This window comes from Arthrobacter sp. B3I9, assembly GCF_030816935.1.
Classification (GTDB): Bacteria; Actinomycetota; Actinomycetes; order Actinomycetales; family Micrococcaceae; genus Arthrobacter.
Window position 1 is genome coordinate 3,623,052 of record NZ_JAUSYO010000001.1, and the last position, 16,935, is coordinate 3,639,986.

Sequence of the window (16,935 nt, forward strand, 5' to 3'; positions counted from 1 at the left end):
AGCCGAGCCCGAGGGAATCCCTGGGACTCGGATTGATGACGGTAGTCACAGAAAGTTCCCCCTGCCGATGTTAAAAGTACGGATACAGCCGGTACGGATAAGCGGTGCGAACAAACCAGGGTCCAATCCAACCGGCTCCGGGCTGGACCGAAGTTCTGAAAAAGACTACTTGCTGGTCGCGAGGCGTTGGACCGCGTCAAACTTTAGGGCGATGGTGGCCCGCAGACCTTGGTACCTATCGTCTGCCTGCCCTGGAAGAGTAAGGGTCACCCGGAGGTTGTCTCCAGCCTTGGCTTTGAGGGATGCGAGGGGTGTCAGGGAGACGCCACTGAAGGTGGCAGCTTGCGACTTGAGTACGGCGACGGGAGCAGCACACGTGAAGACATTGCTGCCCGCAGGACTTGCAGTCCACTCGACAGGGCAGCTGTCGATCGCCATTGTCAGCCCGTTCTCCCCGGTCGTCAGGAGCGACGCCGCCGCCGAGGACGTCAGGATGATGCTGGCCAGATCCGTGTTGCCGTCGTTGGACAGCTTGAAGGTGCGTTGCATGGAGTCCCCGGGGATCATTCCGTCGGCAGAGAATGTCACCTGGCCGTCGCCGGCCTGAAGTTTTACAGTGCCCGCGTTGACGGTGGCAGACGCCACTGTCGTGGACGTGAAGTCGCCGTAGGTGCCCAGCCCTGCGACAGCGGCGGCCGCGGTCAGGAGGATGGCGGAGGCAAGGACCTTGCTGGACGTGGACTTGAGGTTGAGACCCATCGAACATCCTTTTCATGGTGCCGGCCATCGTCGGCCGGTCGAGGTAGTTCTGCAGTCAGCCCCGTTGGCTGACCCTCCCAACGATGCCCGGAGTCCTTCAAGGCAATGCTTCTGCCCTAAACAAGATCAATGCAAGATTCCCTCAAGCCGCGTCCAGGTGGCTCGTGGAAAGCTGGCAGACTGGGTCCTATGACTGTTCTCCTGGCCGGCTGCGGCGATCTCGGCACCGAGGCCGGGCTGCGTTTTGCCGCCGTGGGCCACCGTGTGGTGGGCTGGCGGCGTTCGCCCGCTAACCTTCCGCCCGCCATCGAAGGGGCAGCGGCTGACTTGAGCGCTGGCAACCTGCCGCCCATCCCGGCCGGCACTTCCGCCGTCGTCGTGGCCGTCGCGGCGCAGTCCCCCACGGAGAACGCCTACCGGGCCGCGTATGTCGACGGGCTGTCCCATGTGCTGGATGCCGTACTGGCGTCCGAGGCCGGCGTCGGCCGGGTCCTGTTCGTCTCCTCCACGGCCGTCTACGGTGACGCCGCCGGTGGCTGGATCGATGAAAGCACGACGCCGGAACCCGGCGGGTTCTCTGGCCGCATCATGCGTGAGGCGGAGGAATTGCTGTTCGAGCGGTTGCACGGCGCAGGTATGACTCCTATCGCCCTGCGACTCGGCGGCATTTACGGCCCTGGCCGAACCCGGCTGATCGACCAAGTGCGCAGCGGGACAGCCGTGATCCCGGCGGAACCGCGCTACACCAACCGCATCCACCGCGACGACGCGGCTGCCGCAATCGTCCAGCTGTGCTCCATGGACGCGGTTCCCGCGCCCATGTACCTGGGAGTGGATGACGACCCGGCGGAGCTGGGCGAGGTGCTGACCTTCCTGTCGGTCGAGCTGGGGCTCCCCCGTCCGGCGTCGTCCGCTGGCGTGGATGCCCAGGCGGGCGGGGACGCCGTCGGGTCCAAGGCAGGCGGGGAGCCGGCACGGGGCGGCAACAAGCGCTGCTGCAATGCGCTGCTTAGAAGCACCGGTTTTGAGTTCCAGTACCCGAGCTTCCGTGAGGGTTACCGCGACATCCTTGCCGGCGTCGGCGTGCGTCATCCCTAGCCTGCTTGCGCTACCCCCGCTTGCACTCTCACTGGCCAAATCTCAAAGGAACCCATGGATTTTCAGCACCTCATCGAGAACGTCGGCCGCTATATGGACCTCGCCGGAGTAACGGTTATGGTGGTCGGCGCCGTCGTGTCACTCGTGTTGGCTCTGCGCGGATTCCAGCCGCGGCGCATGCCGGCCGGATCCGAACCGCTTTCCGTCTACCGTTCCTACCGCCAGCTGCTGGGTCGCTCGATTCTGTTGGGCCTCGAGCTCTTGGTGGCGGCCGACATCATCCGGACCGTTGCCGTCACCCCGACGTTTGAGAGTGTCGGTGTGCTGGCCATTATCGTGCTCATCAGGACGTTCCTGAGCTTCTCGCTTGAGCTGGAGATCACCGGACGCTGGCCCTGGCAGAAGGAGCCCGAGCGCCCGACGGCGGCAGCCGCGAGCTGAAGACCCCTTTCGGGCGTCGTGGGGTCACGTTAGGCTCAGGCAATGAGCAGGCTTCAGCCTAAAGGCCGTGATCCCTCTGTAGGCGGCGATCCCTGGCCGGCTGCCCCGGAGCTCCCGTCCCCGGCCATCATGGACCAACGATGGTTGGATGCCGTATTCCTGCATTGGCGCATCCCTCAAGCCGTCGCCGCGGCGTATATGCCTTCGGGCGTCATCGCAGACGAATTTGACGGGTCCTCGTGGGTGGGGCTGATCGGTTTCCGGATGCACGGAGCAGGGCTGGGTCGCGGGCCGGGCGTCCCATACCTCGGCAACTTCAATGAGATCAATGTCCGCCTCTACTCCAGGGAACCCGACGGCACGCGGGGTGTTGTGTTCCTGAGCCTGGACGCTTCCCGGTTGGCGGTGGTGCTGGCGGCGCGCGCGGCCGGAATCCCGTATGTTTGGTCGCGGACGGGGTGCACCCTCGATGCCTCGGACTCCGTCGGGTACACCGTGAGGCGGTTCCGGGCCGGCGCCCGGAGCTCTTTCACTGTGATTCCTGACCTCGACGCCGGCGCCACAGACCCGCTCTCCGTCCACGTCACAGCCCGGTTTGGCCTGCATAATCGCCTCTTGGACCGAACCCTGTACATCCCCAACACACACGGCGCGTGGCCGTTGTATCGCGCGCGACTGACCCGGCTTGAGGACCAGCTCGTTGCCGCCACCGGCATCAGCGTCACGGGGCCGCCGGAGTCCGTCCTGTTTTCCCCAGGGGTGCACACGCAGTTCGGGCGGCCGCGCGTTGTCGATCGGCGAGTGTGAAAGCAGCTTGATGGTGGCTGCGCAACCGGGACCTGAACGTATCGGTCGTCGCTAAAAATGTCGGAGCCAAGTATTAGCGTGTGGGTATGGAAGCCGTCAGGGATTTCCTCCCGCTTGCGGACGCTGACCAGGCCAGAAGCCGGTCCGTGGATTCGGCTGTGGACGAGGCCCTCGCGCTGCTCCGGAGCGCGAGCTCGACGGCGGTAGCTGACGCGGCGTCCTGGGGATTCGGGGCCGCGTCCGACTTCGCCGGCAAGGTGGAGGAACTGTCCCGGGCCACGGAGTATCTGCAGCTCCTCGCGGCCGGCGCCGTGGACCGGACACGGAAACAAGACATAGCCACGGCCGGCACAGGCTCCGGAACCACCGGCTGGACCACCGGCTGGCGCGACACCCCTGCCGCCGGAAGCCCGGCTGCACAGAGCCGGGGTGCTTCTGCAGTTGCCGACAGCACGATGGGAACGCCGGACGACAGCATCCGGGCCGCAGACATGACGGCCTTACCGGGCGGCACAGGTTCGGCGATCGACCGGGACGCCGCGAGTGACCGCGGCGCCGTGCGTGACGGGGCTGCCTCGGGTGACTCGGACGCCGCAGGTGACGGGAACGCCACGGTCGGCAGGGATACCGGGAACGCGGTGGACGACGGGGTACCAGAACACCACCGAGTTCCTGCGGGCCCGGTTGCGGATCAGCGCCCCGGAGGCCCGGCGCCGGCTCGCCCTCGCCGGGGACCTGCTGCCCCGCACCCGGTTCGGCGGCCAGGAGCTGCTGCCCCCTGTCCGTGAGGAACTCGGCGCCGCGGTCGCCTCAGCCGAGGTCTCGTCCCGGACCGCGGGCATCATCACCGCAGCACTGGACCGGGTCCGGCACGTCTGCGACCCGGAAACCGCAGCACGGATGGAGGACGTCCCAGGCGCAGAAGCTTCTCGACGGCCTCGTCGGCGGCTGCAAGGTTGCCCTCGCCGCGGGGTCCCTGCCCGCCACCGGCGGACTCCGCCCCCAGGTCATGGTCACCATCGGCTATTGCGACCTCCTGGCCCGGCGCGGCACCAGACGGCGCCGACGCCGGCGCAGGGAGGACGGAAGGCACCGGGACGCTGCTGTTCACCGGCCCCGTCACCGCCTCCACCGCCCGGAAAATCGCCTGCGACGCCGACATCCTCCCCGTCCTGCTCGGCAGCGAGGGCCGGATCCTGGACATCGGCCGGACCACACGGATCTTTCCCCCGCACATCCGCAAAGCCCTCACCGCCCGCGACCAGGGCTGCACCATCCCCGCCCCCGGTGCGAGGCCCACCACATCACCTACTGGTCCCGCGGCGGGACCACCGGCACGGACAACGGGACAACTTGTGATTGTGCCCCCTAATTTGGTCGTGTGGGGGCAACGGGAGAGTAAGCATTAGCGTCCTTGCGGCGCTTAAACACAGCCGGTCAGGCTCTACGTGATGACCGCTCCCAAGGGTAGGGCAGGAGGCAGATCGCCATCAACGTCAGTGGTTTGCCTGGGCTAAGGCTGCCAGAGAACTTTGGGTGGCTCCCCGGCAAATATTTTGGGAGCGGTTTGGCGGCCTCAGCCATACTTTTGCGCGCCCACACAATCGCAGCACCTCGATCATAGGGTCCACGGTCGATGTCGAAATGCATAGCGGCAGGACCACTACCGCCGCTACCGTCTCCGACTGAAATGGCCGTGTCGATTCCTGCGATGGAACTGCCCGAAACAAGGATGAGGTTATTCAGGATGCAAAGACCACGCGGATCGATTAGCAGGTCGACCCCATTGTGAGACACAAGGCCCTTTTCGATCACCACGCGCTGCTTGTCGGCCTCGAAGACAACCGTCAGGTAAATCTGCCCTTTTCTCTCCCGAATGGACAGCTGCTTTCCAGTGAACTCGTAGTCCCAGAGGTGCGTGGAGTGTACTAATTCATTTTGCCGCACAGTAAGTACGGGTGCGCCGTCTCGGTCCCGAAAGTCTAGGTTGAGCATGAGGTTGCCTTCAACCAACTCAAAGTCAACGAGACTATCACCGTCAATTTTGACCCCGGAAGCGCTCCGATTCGAGACGACAACGCGGTTTCCTCCGGCCACAATTTCCGCATGGTCGGCGAAGTAGAACAGGGAATGCGTTGCGGTGCTGTTTTGAACCACGTTGTGCGGATTAGCGTTCTTGGCCCGCACCACTTCGACCGGCAACTGGCCCCGCGACTTAAGATCGTGGTGGTAACCGCACAGTAGCGTCAGGTTAGCCTCGGCATGTTCTTGGACAATGTTGTACTCATCCATGTGGTCATAGTGATAGACGGGAATTCCGCAAATCACGCAGCCGAAGCCGCAACGTTGGCGAACTCGCCTCTTCATGCCTTCTCGTATTTCCGGTCGTCCAGAGCTCATTCGTCAAGCATACGAGCCGATCGTTCCCAGCTGTGCAGCGCCAGTAACCCGCAGAGCGTGTTCAACGAGGAACGGCGGCGGAGCCGCCGCTTCACTTGAAATAGCAACATAACTCGGCGCTAGATCAGGCACATATCGCCGTCTACATCGGTGATCGCCGCAATCCCCTTTTTCCGTGCTGACTTGGCGCAACGCTTGCATCCGGTCAGAGCGAACCACGTCCGTGAGGGCCAGGAAGTCTCCACTCCGCAAAAGGTGAGGTACGGGTCATCCAGCAGTGCCAGGTGAGGCGGCTTCCGAGTATCTGAACGCACCTCCAGTGACTCAGTGGTCATCGGAGGATGTTGAGGACTGGGCCGGGGCTCCTGCCATCTGGGCGCAGTGGGGTGCATGATGCTCAATAGGCAAAGACTCGCAGCATGGGTAGAGGCTAGCTGCGCTGCGCAGGGTGTCCCCGTTCGGGTGACTGATCCTAGCGTTACCGCCCGTATCGGTGTCCTTCTGGGGGCCGCGCCCGGAACGGACGGACGCGCCAGCGGCCGGAGTACCGCCGCGGCCTCAGAGCCGCCAGACGGGTTCAATGCGGGCCGGATCCAGCGAGCGTGACCCTGGGGTTCCGGGGAGGATTGTGGCGTAGTCAAGGACGGCTTTGATAATCGCCGACTGTCGGTCGAGATTCAAGGTCTCCCAGCTCGCCCGGAGTTCTTCGCCGTGTCCGATGAGTCCGTCCAGGCTGCTCGATCCGGACAAGTGGGCAAGTTGACGGCTTCGGGTCCGGATGCGGGCTTCAATGGGTTCACGGGCGGCTTTCCATTCGCCGACGGATATCTCCTTTGCCGCCCACGTCTGGGAGAGGACCTTCATCTGTTCCTCGTCGTCGTCCAAGTCGGCCACGAGAGCGCTGTGCTGTTCGTCCGCTGCCCTGCGGCCAGCAAGCGCGTCGGACATCGCAGGAGTGTCCAGACGCATTAGGACGGCATCGCACAGGAACTCTTCCAGCGGCGGCGCAACAACAGTGATGACGCCGCAACCTCCCCGGTCGGGCCCGGAAGCACAAACATACCGGCGCGTATCAACACGGACCGCTGAATAGAGCTTGTTGCCGCATTTGCCGCACCGCAGAAGCCCGGACAAAACATACCGGCGCGGGGCCCTCGTATTGTTGCGCTTCTTTGTGGCGAAGTGAGCCAGGATGCGCTCTCGTTGATCCTGCGTGGTAATCGGGTCCCACACGGCCTCCGCCACGACAGTTCCCTTGCGTTCCCTGAGCCCGGCGATCCTGGCAGATTTCAGCATCGCGTTCAGCGTCATAGTTTGCCACTGCCCACCGGCGCTGGTGGATACGTTTTGGTCGTTGAGCCAGACACAGATGGACCGCGACGACTCCCCGGACAGAAACCCGGGCCACGATCTGCCGCAGAATCTCCGACTAGGACTCAATGACAGTCCTGCGGTCCCTTTTGTAACCGAATGGGCGCAAATTGCCCCCGTTTGGCATCCCCTGCTCTGCCAGCTGCTGCGCCTTCCTCTTCAGCCTCTCGGATTTCCTCGCTGACTCCTTGGAAGCGATCGCCGCGAGGATGCGCGCCATGAACAACCCGTCATCATTGCCGAGATTTATGTCAGCCGTCACGGACTTCACCTGAGTCACCCCGGCGCGTGCACACAAACGAGTGAACTCCTCCAACTCCATCGGCTGCCGTGTCAGCCGGTCCAGGTTGTAGACGATCACAGCGTCGCGGTGGCCGTCGGCCAGGTCAGCCAGCAGCCGCTGATACTGCGGGCGTAGTTTCGCTGCGCTTGACTTGTAGGCTGCTCACGTCGTTGTCGACATATTCATCACCCACGGTCCAGCCTTGGTCCGCAGCCAGCTTGCGGCAGTCCTCGAGCTGTCTGGTGACGCCTAAAACCTCGCCCGTATGATCCGACGAAATACGGGCGTAGATTGCGGCGGAGCGCGGCGTATTCATCGGGGTCAGACTAACAAACAGTCAGCAACGGAACCCTGCTCTGCTCCCACCACCACGTCATCCACAAAGAACACTGGACCATCCAACTCCAGGCCGGGATCCCCTGGTTCATCCCACCCCCACACCTCGACCCCCGCCAAAGACCCCGCCGCAACCACTACTTCCAACCCGTCGCTCCGCCTGCCACCGCATAGTCACGGCCAGGCAGCTCCGGTCGGCCGTCTGCGTAGTCACGGCCTGAGCAGCTCCGGTCGGCCGTCCGCGTAGCTTGCGGGACGCGCCACACGAACGGCCGCGCGGTTGGCGCGGCCCTACAAAGATCCACCATCAGCCAACTGGCGCTCATCGGCGGTGATCTGGATTCATCCTTCTATCAGCTCGGACGCAAGGCCGTCGACAGTTATCCTGTATATCCGCAAGACTTCCAAACTCATATCAGATTTGCGCGTTCCAGAGTTTCTTGATCGATCTTGACGACCAATTCCAAAGTGGGAAAGCATATGACAAAGACATTGCCGATACATCTAAGAGCAACGAGGATAACCAGGAACCGCCGGTCACTGATATTTGGCAAAACGTACTTTACTTACGACGTTCGATTCCGGGATGGCGAAGTTCAAGTCAACGTAAATCCCAATGATGTGCTGGAGGGCGCCCGTTACCCAGCTGATTATCGGACGGTCATGCGCGGCGCGGAGGCAGTGGCCGGTGATGGCGTTCCGGGCGAGTGGGTGGACTATCCGTATGGGCGACTGCTCGCTGATTGACGGATGAACGAGAAGCGAGGTTCCTCGGGTATTCCAGCGGCCCTCCATGAGACCGAAAACTTTCGCACGTGTAGGGTTAGCCCCGTTATAGTCGGGATCTGCAACCTCGAATTCGGGTGATACGCATGCCATATCAGGAGAAGTTTTTCAGGGTGGTCGAGCATAAGCGGTCGGGCCTATTCGGGCTGACGCACCGTTGGACGTATGTGCTTGTCGATGCTCTCGGCGACGAGCGCAGGCTGGATAGGCGTGAATTACTGGCAGCACTCCTGTCGCACGGAAAGACCACGAATCAGGATGCATACATGTGTATGCATCGCGCCTCCGAACTCTTTCGCAACGGTCAATCCGAATGGGTGGGGTATCCTTCCGGAGCTGTCGTCGCTGATTTGAACCGTATATAAAGGCAACTGCCCGTGGTCATCTAAAGCCAGCCGCCAGTGGTCCTCACAAGATTCGCGTGCCGGCGACCACCCGAGGTCCTCCAAATGCAACGTTCACCCGAACAGCGCAGTCACCCGAACAGCGCAGTCACCCGGGTAAGGGTCTCGTACACGCCGTAGGCAAGGGGCACCCCGACGAGGGCCCAGGCAACGGTGAGTCTTCCGGTGGACTGTTTAGCAGCTGAAGTATTTGCTGTACTCATCTCAAGCCTCCAAAGCGGGTTCGTCGGTACGGGCACGGCCGGGGCGGGGTTCATGGAACTTGGTGTCCACAGGCTTCACCAGCAGGTTGGCCACGAAGCCAATCACCAGCAGCGCCACCATGGTGAGCAGCGCCGGCTGGTAGGACGCGGCGTTCAGCTGGCCGGGCTTGCCCTGGGCGTCCAGGATGGCGTTGACGATCAGCGGTCCGGCGACGCCGGCGGCAGACCAGGCGGTCAGCAGCCGGCCGTGGATCGCGCCGACCTGGAAGGTGCCAAAAAGGTCCCGCAGATACGCCGGCACTGTCGCGAAGCCGCCGCCATAGAAGGAAATGATCAGGAATGCGAGGGCCACGTAGAGAACAGTGGTGGTCGACCCGGCCAGTGCCAGCACAACGTACAGCACGGCTCCGACTCCGAGGTAAAGCATGTAGATGCGCTTGCGGCCCGTGATATCGGAGGTGGCGGACCAGGCAAAGCGGCCGGCCATGTTGCCAATGGAGAGCAGCCCGACGAAGCCCGCGGCAACCGTCGCGCTCACGAGTGATACGCCGTCGGACTTGCGGAAGAAGTCCTGAATCATGGGAGCGGCCTGCTCCAGAATCCCGATCCCTGCAGTGACGTTGCAGAACAGCGCGATCCAAACGAGCCAGAACTGCTTGGTCTTCACGGCGTTCTTGGCGGAGACGTTTTCCGTGGTCACCAGCTTGGCCGCCTTGACCTTGGCGGGGTCGAAGCCGGCGGGCCTCCAGCCTTCGGCCGGTACCCTGATGGTGAGGGCGCCAAACAGCATGTAGGCCAGGTAGACGACGGCGAGGGTCAGGAACAGCTTGCCGACCGAGTCGCCGCTGGCCACCCAGCCCTGGGCGCCGGAGTTGGGGTCGTACATCTTGAGCAGGGCCGTAGAGACCGGGCTGGCGATCAAGGCTCCACCGCCGAACCCCATGATTGCCATGCCCGTGGCGAGGCCGGGACGGTCCGGAAACCACTTGATCAGTGTGGAGACCGGGGAGATGTAGCCGATGCCCAGGCCGATCCCGCCCACGACGCCGTAGCCGAGGTAGACGAGCCACAGCTGGTGCGTGAAGATGCCGAGCGAGCCGATCAGGAAGCCGCTGGCCCAGAACATTGCCGAGGTGAACATCGCCTTGCGCGGGCCATTCGTGTCCACCCAGGTCCCCATGATGGCCGCCGAGAGCCCCAGCATCACGATCGCGATGGAAAAGATCACACCGATCTCCGTGAGGCTGGCGCCGAAGTGTTTCACCAAGGCCGTCTTGTAAACACTCGTCGCGTACGCCTGGCCGATGCACAGATGCACGGCGAGCGCTGCAGGCGGGACCAGCCAGCGGTTGAATCCGGGCGGCGCAATGGTTCGTTCTCTGTCCAACCAGCCCATGATTGTTCCCCTTGCTCGTCAGCGAAAGCGGTGCCAGGACACAGCAAAGGCGCCTAACCGGGCCGTTGCCTACGGCAATCATGGTCCAGATACTCAGCAGACGTACTAAGCGTGCGCCGAACGGTGGCGCTGCCGCGGTAAGCGGCAGGAGGCCGGCGCCAAGACCGGCGGGGCGCTACTTGGCCAGTCCTGCCTGACGGAGTGCTTCGGCCATCGCCGTGTTAGCGGGCGACGGCGTGGTTCCCGGCTTTGTGGACCGCCGCTGGGGCTGGGGCTGCCTTTCCGGTGATTTTTGGGTGTTCGGTTGCCGCGGCTGAGACTTCGCCGCTTGCGGCTGCCCGGACTGCGGCTGCTGGGACTGCACTTGCCGCGCACCGGCGCGGCCCCCACCTCCGTTGCCCCCGGCGGCGCGGCCCCCGGAATTAGGTGCGGCACCCGCGGAACCTGCCGGTTCGTCGTCGAGCCTCAGCGTCAGCGAGATGCGCTTCCGTTCCGGATCCGCCTCCAGCACCTTGACCCGGACGACCTGCCCGGACTTCACCACCTCGCGGGGGTCTGAGACGAAGCGGTTCGCCAGCGCGGACACGTGGATGAGTCCGTCCTGGTGCACGCCGACGTCGACAAACGCCCCGAACGCCGCCACGTTGGTCACCGTCCCTTCCAGCACCATGCCGGGCACCAGATCCGAGATCTTCTCGATGCCTTCGGAGAACGTCGCGGCCGCGAAGGCCGGACGGGGGTCCCGGCCTGGCTTCTCGAGCTCGGCGATGATGTCCCGCACCGTCGGCAGCCCGACGGAGCCGTCCACGAAGTCCTGCGGGTTCAGCGCCGAGTACGTCCCGGCCCCGCTGCCCGCGGCGGCCTTGATTTTGCGGGCCACCGGGTATGACTCCGGATGGACACTGGACCCGTCGAGGGGCTCCGCTCCCCCGGTGATCCGCAGGAAGCCGGCGCACTGCTCGAACGCCTTGGCACCCAGCCGCGGCACTTTTTTGAGTTCACTTCGCCTGGTGAAGGGACCGTGCTCGTTCCGGTACGCCACGATGTTCTCGCTCAGGAGCGGCCCGACGCCGGCCACGCGGCTCAGCAGTGCGGGCGAGGCGGTGTTGACGTCCACGCCCACCGCGTTCACGCAGTCCTCGACCACCGCGTCCAGGCTGCGGTCCAGCTTGGCCGCCGTGACGTCGTGCTGGTACTGCCCGACGCCGATCGACTTCGGCTCGATCTTCACGAGCTCGGCGAGCGGGTCCTGGAGCCGCCGCGCGATCGAGACCGCACCGCGCAGGGAAACATCCATGCCCGGCAGTTCCGCGGCGGCGAGCGCTGACGCCGAATAGACCGAGGCCCCGGCCTCGGACACGACAATCTTCTGCGGCTTGGTGCCCGATTCCGTGCCCAGCTGCTTGAGGAGTTCGGCCGCGAGCTTGTCCGTCTCCCGCGACGCCGTCCCGTTGCCGATGGCCACGAGTTCGACGCCGTGCTTCCGGGCGAGGATTACGAGTGTTCGCAGCGCCTCGTCCCATTTCCTGGCCGGGGCGTGGGGGTAGACGGTGTCCGTCGCGACCACCTTGCCAGTGCCGTCCACCACGGCCACCTTCACGCCGGTCCGCAGCCCCGGGTCCAGGCCCAGGGTGGCGCGGTTTCCGGCGGGCGCCGCGAGCAGCACGTCCCGCAGGTTGGCCGCGAACACCCGCACGGCCTCGTCCTCGGCCGCGGCGAACATCCGGCTGCGCAGATCCCCGGTCAGCCGTGCCAGCACACGCGAACGCCAGGCCAGTTGCGCGGTCTGCAGCAACCAGGCGTCGGCGGGCCGGCCACGGTCGGCGACCCCGAGGAACCTGGCCACGGCGGCTTCGTACCGGGCGCGGGCAGCGGCCAGGGCGGCGTCGTCGGCCGGCTCCGCTTCGGCAAGATCGAGCTCCAGCACCCCGTCCTTCTCCCCGCGCAGCAGCGCCAGGACGCGGTGTGAGGGCATCCCCGACGGTTGCTGGGAGAACTCGAAGTAGTCCTTGAACTTCTGGCCCTCGGCCTCCTTGCCCTTCTTGACGCGCGACACCATCCGGCCCTGCATCCACAGCCGCTCCCGCAACGTCGCTGCAAGGTCGGCATCCTGCGCGACGCGCTCCACCAGAATGGAGCGGGCACCGGCGAGCGCGGCGGCCGCGTCCGCGATGGCGTGCTCCGCGTTCAGGTACTTGGCCGCCTCGCGCTCCGGATCCAGTTCCGGGCGCTTGAGCAGCGCATCCGCAAGGGGCTCCAGGCCGGCCTCACGGGCGATCTGGGCCTTGGTGCGGCGTTTGGTCTTGAACGGCAGGTAGATGTCTTCCAGCCGGGACTTCGTGTCGGCACTGACGACGGCGGCCTGCAGTTCCGGAGTCAGCGCACCCTGCGCTGCGATCGCTTCCAGGACGGCACGCCGGCGGTCCTCGAGCTCGCGGAGGTAGCGCAGCCGCTCTTCCAGCTCGCGGAGCTGGGTATCGTCCAGCGTGCCGGTGGCTTCCTTGCGGTACCGGGCGATGAACGGCACCGTCGAGCCGGCGTCGAGCAGGTCCACGGCAGCCTTGACCTGCCACGACTGCACTCCGAGTTCGGCGGCAAGTTGGGTCTCGATCGGTGCGCCGATGCCGGATTGCTTGGTGGGGGTCCGGGCCTGGGGGGAACTTGCCTTCGACGACGGCGTGGAAGCGGGTGTGGCGGGGCGCTGCGGGTGTTGGGTCACCCTGCTATTTTGCCCCATGCCGTTCATCCGGCGGCTGTCACGCGGCGCCGGAAAGGAATGCCCGGCGTCACAAGAGGATGCCCGGGCGAATTGTCAGAGGGCTTTGATAGCTTGGCAGGAAGACATCGACGGCGACAGTCACCACCGGTTACAGGTCCACAACAGGCGGGCCACAACAGCGGGCCCAAACAAGACCGCGCCACACCATACGGGGCCACTACGGCCAAGCAATGACAACGGGGGCACAGTGTTTTTTCTCGAACCGGAAGTACCGGGCGCAGCACCGGATCTGGTCTTCTCCGCGAGCGACCTGGTGATCGCGGCCAGCTGCGAATACCAGCTTCTGCGGAAACTCGACGAGAAGCTCGGCCGCTCACCGAAGGCCACCTTCGAGGACGACGAGATGCTCAAGCACGCCGCCACGCTCGGCGACGTCCATGAGCGCAGGGTCCTGGACGCGTTCGTCAAGGAGTTCGGGATGTGGGATGCCGCGGCCGGACGGGGCGTCTACGATGTCGCCACGGCCGAAACCATGGACCGCGCAACCTTGCTCGCGAAGCACTCCGAGTCCGTTGAAGCGCTGCGCTCGGGAGCGGACGTGGTGTTCCAGGCGGCCTTCTTTGACGGCAAGTTCCACGGACGCTCCGACTTCCTGGTCCGGCAGGATGACGGCAGCTACGCCGTGTTCGACACCAAGCTGGCCCGCCACGCGAAGGTGACCGCCCTGCTGCAGCTCGCGGCCTACGGGGACCAGCTCCTGAAGGCCGGGATTACGCCGGACCCGGCCGTGACGCTCGTCCTCGGTGCCACTGCGCCGTTGCCCGGCGGTGGATTCGACTACGTCCGCAGCCACCACAAACTAGCGGACATCCTGCCGGTGTTCCGCGAACGCCGGGAACGCTTCCTCTCCCTTACCGCCGGGCACGTGGCGCAGCCCGGCACCGTCAGCTGGGGCGCGGCGGGCATCACCGCCTGCGGCCGCTGCGACTATTGCCGGGAAATGGTCAAGGCAACCGACGACCTGCTCCTGGTGGCCCGGATGAACTCCGCGCAGCGCAAGGCGCTCCACAAAGCCGGCATCTTCACTGTGACGGAACTGGCGCAAGCCACCCTTCCGGACGCGAGTCCTGCCCTCCGGCGGCTGCAGGAGCAGGCCCGGATGCAGAGCGGGACCGGCGGCGCCGACGGCGGCGTGCGGTACGTCAAGGACGGCGAGGAGCGTTCGCTCCGGTATGCCGTCCTGCCAGACAACACCCTGGACAAATTCCGGCACCAAGCAAGGGCGACATCTTCTTCGACTTCGAGGGCGACCCGCTTTGGCAGGAAAGCGCCACCGGTGTCTGGGGGCTGGAGTACCTTTTCGGCGTCATCGAAGCACCCGCCGAAGCCGGCGCCCCGGGCGTGTTCAAGCCGTTCTGGGCGCACAGCCGGGAAGCGGAAAAACAAGCCTTCCTGGACTTCCTCGCCTACGTGGAGAAGCGCCGTCAGGAGTACCCGGACATGCACGTCTACCACTACGCCGCGTACGAGAAGACTGCCTTGCGCAAGCTGTCCGTGATGCACGTCGCAGGCGAGGACACCGTGGACCAGTGGCTTCGTGACGGGCTTCTCGTGGACCTGTACCAGACAGTGCGGAACAGCATCCGCATCTCGGAAAACTCCTACAGCATCAAGAAACTCGAGCCGCTCTACATGGGGCAAAACCTCCGCTCGGGAGATGTAAAGGATGCGGGCGCTTCCGTGGTGGCTTACGCCCACTACTGCGAAGCCCGGGATAACGGCCGGCCCGAGGAAGCGGACAAGATCCTCGACGGGATCGCGGACTACAACGAGTACGACTGCCTGTCCACGCTCGAGCTCCGGAACTGGCTCCTGGGCCTGGCGCAGGACCGCGGGATCACACCGCGAGGCCAGGCCAGCGACGCCGGTGCTGAGTCCGGCGCCGCCGGCGGCGCCGGCGTTGATGCCTCCCTGGACGCCGGTGCTGCGGCCGGCGCCGGCGCTGATGCTGGCGTCGGCACTGCGGAGGAACCCGGGCAGGAAGACCAAGGCACCGTCGCCCTGAGCCCAGCCGAACTCGCACTGACAGAGTTCGCCGCGCCGGGGAGCGATCTGCCGGAGGACGACCGGAAGGCCGTATCGATCTTGGCGGCGGCCGTGAGCTATCACCGCCGGGAGCGCAAGGCGTTCTGGTGGGCGCACTTCGACCGGTGCGAACACGGCCCCGACACCCATGTCCGGGACCGGAACGTCTTTCTCGTGGAAGCGGCCGAAATACTGGACGAGTGGCAACAGGAGGGCACCAAGCTCCCCGAACGCCGGGTCAAACTCACCGGCACCGTCAGCCCGGGCTCGGATCTGCGCGTGGGCAGCAAGTGGTTCCGGATGTATGACCGCCCGCTTCCTGCCGGGCTGGAGGGCACAGGGAAAGACGGAATCGGACGCAATGGTTGGTTCGGGACGGAAGTACTGGAGCTGGGACACGAGGACGGCAGCGACACGGTCATCATCCGGGACCGGCTGCACCGTAAGGTGCCACCCCACAATGCCCTCCCCATTGCCCTGACGGAGGACCAGCCGCTCGCGACCAAGAGCCTCGAGGAGTCACTGGCGTCCCTCGCTGAGAAGGTGGCAGCTGGACTTAGATTGCGGTCGATTCCCCGTCATCCCGCGCTGGACCTCGTCCGGCGGCTGCCGCCGCGGCTGACCGCCGGGCGTTCGTTGCCGCAGCCCGGCGAGGGGCTGGACCGCTTTATCGACTCCATCGCGGAGGCTGTCCTGGGCCTCGATCACTCCTACGTGGCCGTGCAGGGACCTCCGGGCACGGGCAAGACCTATGTGGGTTCCCGCGTCATCGCCCGGCTCGTGGCCCGCGGCTGGAAGGTCGGCGTCGTGGGCCAGTCCCACGCCGTCGTGGAGAACCTGCTCAAGACTGCCGTGACCAGCGCCGGAATCGATCCGTCCATGGTGGCCAAGGAGGTGAAGCATTCGGATCCGCTGCCCTGGGAGCAGCGTGCTGCGAAGGATGTTGCGCGGCTCCTCGGCTCCCCCGGCGGGGCGCTCGTTGGCGGCACCGCATGGACCATGACGGGAGCCAATGTTCCCGCCGGATCGCTGGACCTGCTGGTGATCGACGAGGCCGGCCAGTTCTCCCTGGCCAACACCCTGGCGGTGGCACAGGCCAGCAGCCGGCTGCTGCTGCTGGGCGATCCCCAGCAGTTGCCTCAGGTCAGCCAAGGCTCGCATCCCGAGCCGGTGGATGAGTCCGCCCTGGGCTGGATATCGGCCGGCCACGCCACGCTGCCCCCGGAATTCGGGTACTTCCTGGCCGACTCGTGGCGGATGACGTCCGAGCTGTGCCGGGCCGTGTCCGAACTGTCCTACGAAGGGCAGCTCCGGTCCGCGCCCGCCGCGGATCTCAGGCGGCTTGACGGGGTTCCAGCGGGCATCGAAACCGTGCTGGTCGAGCACAGCGGAAACATCACCTCCTCGGTGGAGGAGGCCCAGGAAGTTGTCCGCCAAGTACGCCGGCACCTGGGGCTGCAATGGCACACCGAGCAGGGCTCCCGGCCACTCGGAACCGACGACGTCCTGGTGGTGGCAGCCTACAACGCACAGGTCAACACAATCCGCGACGCCCTTGAGGCGGCCGGCCTGTCAGGGATTCGGGTGGGGACGGTGGATAAGTTCCAGGGCCAGGAGGCAGCGGTGGTGATCGTGTCGATGGCCTGTTCGGCCGTGGCCGAAGCTCCACGCGGGATGGAGTTCCTGCTGTCGCGCAACCGGATCAACGTGGCTGTCTCCCGCGGGCAATGGCGTGCGGTGATCGTCCGCGCCCCGGAACTGACCAACTACCTGCCTGTGCACCCGGAGGGGATGGAACAGCTCGGCGGTTTCATTGGCCTGTGTCAGCGGACTGCCGCTTCCTGAGC

General features: G+C 65.2%; 13 protein-coding genes and 2 pseudogenes. 5 read left to right on the forward strand and 10 right to left on the reverse strand.

Going from position 1 to position 16,935, the window contains the following annotated elements; genetic code table 11:
- Nucleotides 1-165 precede the first annotated feature (165 nt).
- The gene (locus QFZ65_RS16740; RefSeq protein WP_306911886.1) at nucleotides 166-759 is read right to left on the reverse strand and encodes a TasA family protein; all 594 of its coding nucleotides are present in this window, start codon (nucleotides 757-759) and stop codon (nucleotides 166-168) included.
- 189 nt (nucleotides 760-948) lie between these two features.
- Here QFZ65_RS16740 and QFZ65_RS16745 point away from each other — a divergent pair, with 189 nt between their 5' ends.
- The 4 genes from QFZ65_RS16745 (at nucleotide 949) to QFZ65_RS19145 (ending at nucleotide 3,893) form a co-directional block, all read left to right on the forward strand.
- Complete coding sequence (locus QFZ65_RS16745; protein ID WP_306911887.1) at nucleotides 949-1,857, forward strand: NAD-dependent epimerase/dehydratase family protein; 909 nt, start codon at nucleotides 949-951, stop codon at nucleotides 1,855-1,857.
- 54 nt (nucleotides 1,858-1,911) lie between these two features.
- Nucleotides 1,912-2,298 carry a DUF1622 domain-containing protein gene (locus QFZ65_RS16750; RefSeq protein ID WP_306911888.1) on the forward strand — a complete coding sequence of 129 codons (387 nt, stop codon included), beginning with the start codon at nucleotides 1,912-1,914 and terminating at the stop codon, nucleotides 2,296-2,298.
- Between the two features lie 42 nt (nucleotides 2,299-2,340).
- On the forward strand, nucleotides 2,341-3,105 hold the full coding sequence (locus tag QFZ65_RS16755) for a YqjF family protein (protein WP_306911889.1): 765 nt from the start codon (nucleotides 2,341-2,343) through the stop codon (nucleotides 3,103-3,105).
- An 86-nt stretch (nucleotides 3,106-3,191) separates the two neighbouring features.
- On the forward strand, nucleotides 3,192-3,893 hold the full coding sequence (locus tag QFZ65_RS19145) for a hypothetical protein (RefSeq protein WP_373427607.1): 702 nt from the start codon (nucleotides 3,192-3,194) through the stop codon (nucleotides 3,891-3,893).
- Between the two features lie 56 nt (nucleotides 3,894-3,949).
- Here QFZ65_RS19145 and QFZ65_RS19150 read toward each other — a convergent pair whose 3' ends face one another.
- From QFZ65_RS19150 to QFZ65_RS16800, 9 genes and pseudogenes are all read right to left on the reverse strand, one after another.
- Nucleotides 3,950-4,267: a hypothetical protein gene (locus QFZ65_RS19150; protein ID WP_373427608.1), complete on the reverse strand. Its 318-nt coding sequence runs from the start codon at nucleotides 4,265-4,267 to the stop codon at nucleotides 3,950-3,952.
- Nucleotides 4,268-4,542: 275 nt separating this feature from the next.
- Complete coding sequence (locus QFZ65_RS16770; protein ID WP_306911891.1) at nucleotides 4,543-5,397, reverse strand: hypothetical protein; 855 nt, start codon at nucleotides 5,395-5,397, stop codon at nucleotides 4,543-4,545.
- A 666-nt stretch (nucleotides 5,398-6,063) separates the two neighbouring features.
- On the reverse strand, nucleotides 6,064-6,453 hold the full coding sequence (locus tag QFZ65_RS16775) for a hypothetical protein (protein WP_306911892.1): 390 nt from the start codon (nucleotides 6,451-6,453) through the stop codon (nucleotides 6,064-6,066).
- A 36-nt stretch (nucleotides 6,454-6,489) separates the two neighbouring features.
- Nucleotides 6,490-6,945, reverse strand: a pseudogene (locus QFZ65_RS19155) (recombinase zinc beta ribbon domain-containing protein); the annotation flags it as partial.
- Nucleotides 6,935-7,273 (reverse strand): recombinase family protein, encoded by a 339-nt coding sequence (locus tag QFZ65_RS16780; RefSeq protein ID WP_306912618.1) that lies wholly within the window; start codon nucleotides 7,271-7,273, stop codon nucleotides 6,935-6,937. The pseudogene QFZ65_RS19155 and the gene QFZ65_RS16780, both read right to left, overlap by 11 nt.
- Nucleotides 7,263-7,475: a recombinase family protein gene (locus QFZ65_RS16785; protein ID WP_306911893.1), complete on the reverse strand. Its 213-nt coding sequence runs from the start codon at nucleotides 7,473-7,475 to the stop codon at nucleotides 7,263-7,265. The genes QFZ65_RS16780 and QFZ65_RS16785 overlap by 11 nt, the downstream gene beginning before the upstream one ends.
- A gap of 1,281 nt (nucleotides 7,476-8,756) precedes the next feature.
- Nucleotides 8,757-8,888: a hypothetical protein gene (locus QFZ65_RS16790; protein WP_306911894.1), complete on the reverse strand. Its 132-nt coding sequence runs from the start codon at nucleotides 8,886-8,888 to the stop codon at nucleotides 8,757-8,759.
- Between the two features lies 1 nt (nucleotide 8,889).
- Nucleotides 8,890-10,284: an OFA family MFS transporter gene (locus QFZ65_RS16795; protein WP_306911895.1), complete on the reverse strand. Its 1,395-nt coding sequence runs from the start codon at nucleotides 10,282-10,284 to the stop codon at nucleotides 8,890-8,892.
- Between the two features lie 175 nt (nucleotides 10,285-10,459).
- Nucleotides 10,460-13,021, reverse strand: a complete 2,562-nt coding sequence (locus QFZ65_RS16800; RefSeq protein ID WP_373427609.1) for a Tex family protein — start codon at nucleotides 13,019-13,021, stop codon at nucleotides 10,460-10,462.
- A 229-nt stretch (nucleotides 13,022-13,250) separates the two neighbouring features.
- Between QFZ65_RS16800 and QFZ65_RS16805 the strand changes: the two are divergent.
- Nucleotides 13,251-16,933: pseudogene (locus tag QFZ65_RS16805) on the forward strand (TM0106 family RecB-like putative nuclease).
- The last annotated feature ends 2 nt before the right edge of the window (nucleotides 16,934-16,935 follow it).

Bases quoted from the DNA above. Each gene is read 5' to 3' on its own strand.
- QFZ65_RS16740 (WP_306911886.1), bottom strand. From the start codon at position 759: ATGGGTCTCAACCTCAAGTCCACGTCCAGCAAGGTCCTTGCCTCCGCC.
- QFZ65_RS16745 (WP_306911887.1), top strand. From the start codon at position 949: ATGACTGTTCTCCTGGCCGGCTGCGGCGATCTCGGCACCGAGGCCGGG.
- QFZ65_RS16750 (WP_306911888.1), top strand. From the start codon at position 1,912: ATGGATTTTCAGCACCTCATCGAGAACGTCGGCCGCTATATGGACCTC.
- QFZ65_RS16755 (WP_306911889.1), top strand. From the start codon at position 2,341: ATGAGCAGGCTTCAGCCTAAAGGCCGTGATCCCTCTGTAGGCGGCGAT.
- QFZ65_RS19145 (WP_373427607.1), top strand. From the start codon at position 3,192: ATGGAAGCCGTCAGGGATTTCCTCCCGCTTGCGGACGCTGACCAGGCC.
- QFZ65_RS19150 (WP_373427608.1), bottom strand. From the start codon at position 4,267: ATGTCGGCGTCGCAGGCGATTTTCCGGGCGGTGGAGGCGGTGACGGGG.
- QFZ65_RS16770 (WP_306911891.1), bottom strand. From the start codon at position 5,397: ATGGATGAGTACAACATTGTCCAAGAACATGCCGAGGCTAACCTGACG.
- QFZ65_RS16775 (WP_306911892.1), bottom strand. From the start codon at position 6,453: ATGTCCGACGCGCTTGCTGGCCGCAGGGCAGCGGACGAACAGCACAGC.
- QFZ65_RS16785 (WP_306911893.1), bottom strand. From the start codon at position 7,475: ATGAATACGCCGCGCTCCGCCGCAATCTACGCCCGTATTTCGTCGGAT.
- QFZ65_RS16790 (WP_306911894.1), bottom strand. From the start codon at position 8,888: ATGAGTACAGCAAATACTTCAGCTGCTAAACAGTCCACCGGAAGACTC.
- QFZ65_RS16795 (WP_306911895.1), bottom strand. From the start codon at position 10,284: ATGGGCTGGTTGGACAGAGAACGAACCATTGCGCCGCCCGGATTCAAC.
- QFZ65_RS16800 (WP_373427609.1), bottom strand. From the start codon at position 13,021: ATGGGGCAAAATAGCAGGGTGACCCAACACCCGCAGCGCCCCGCCACA.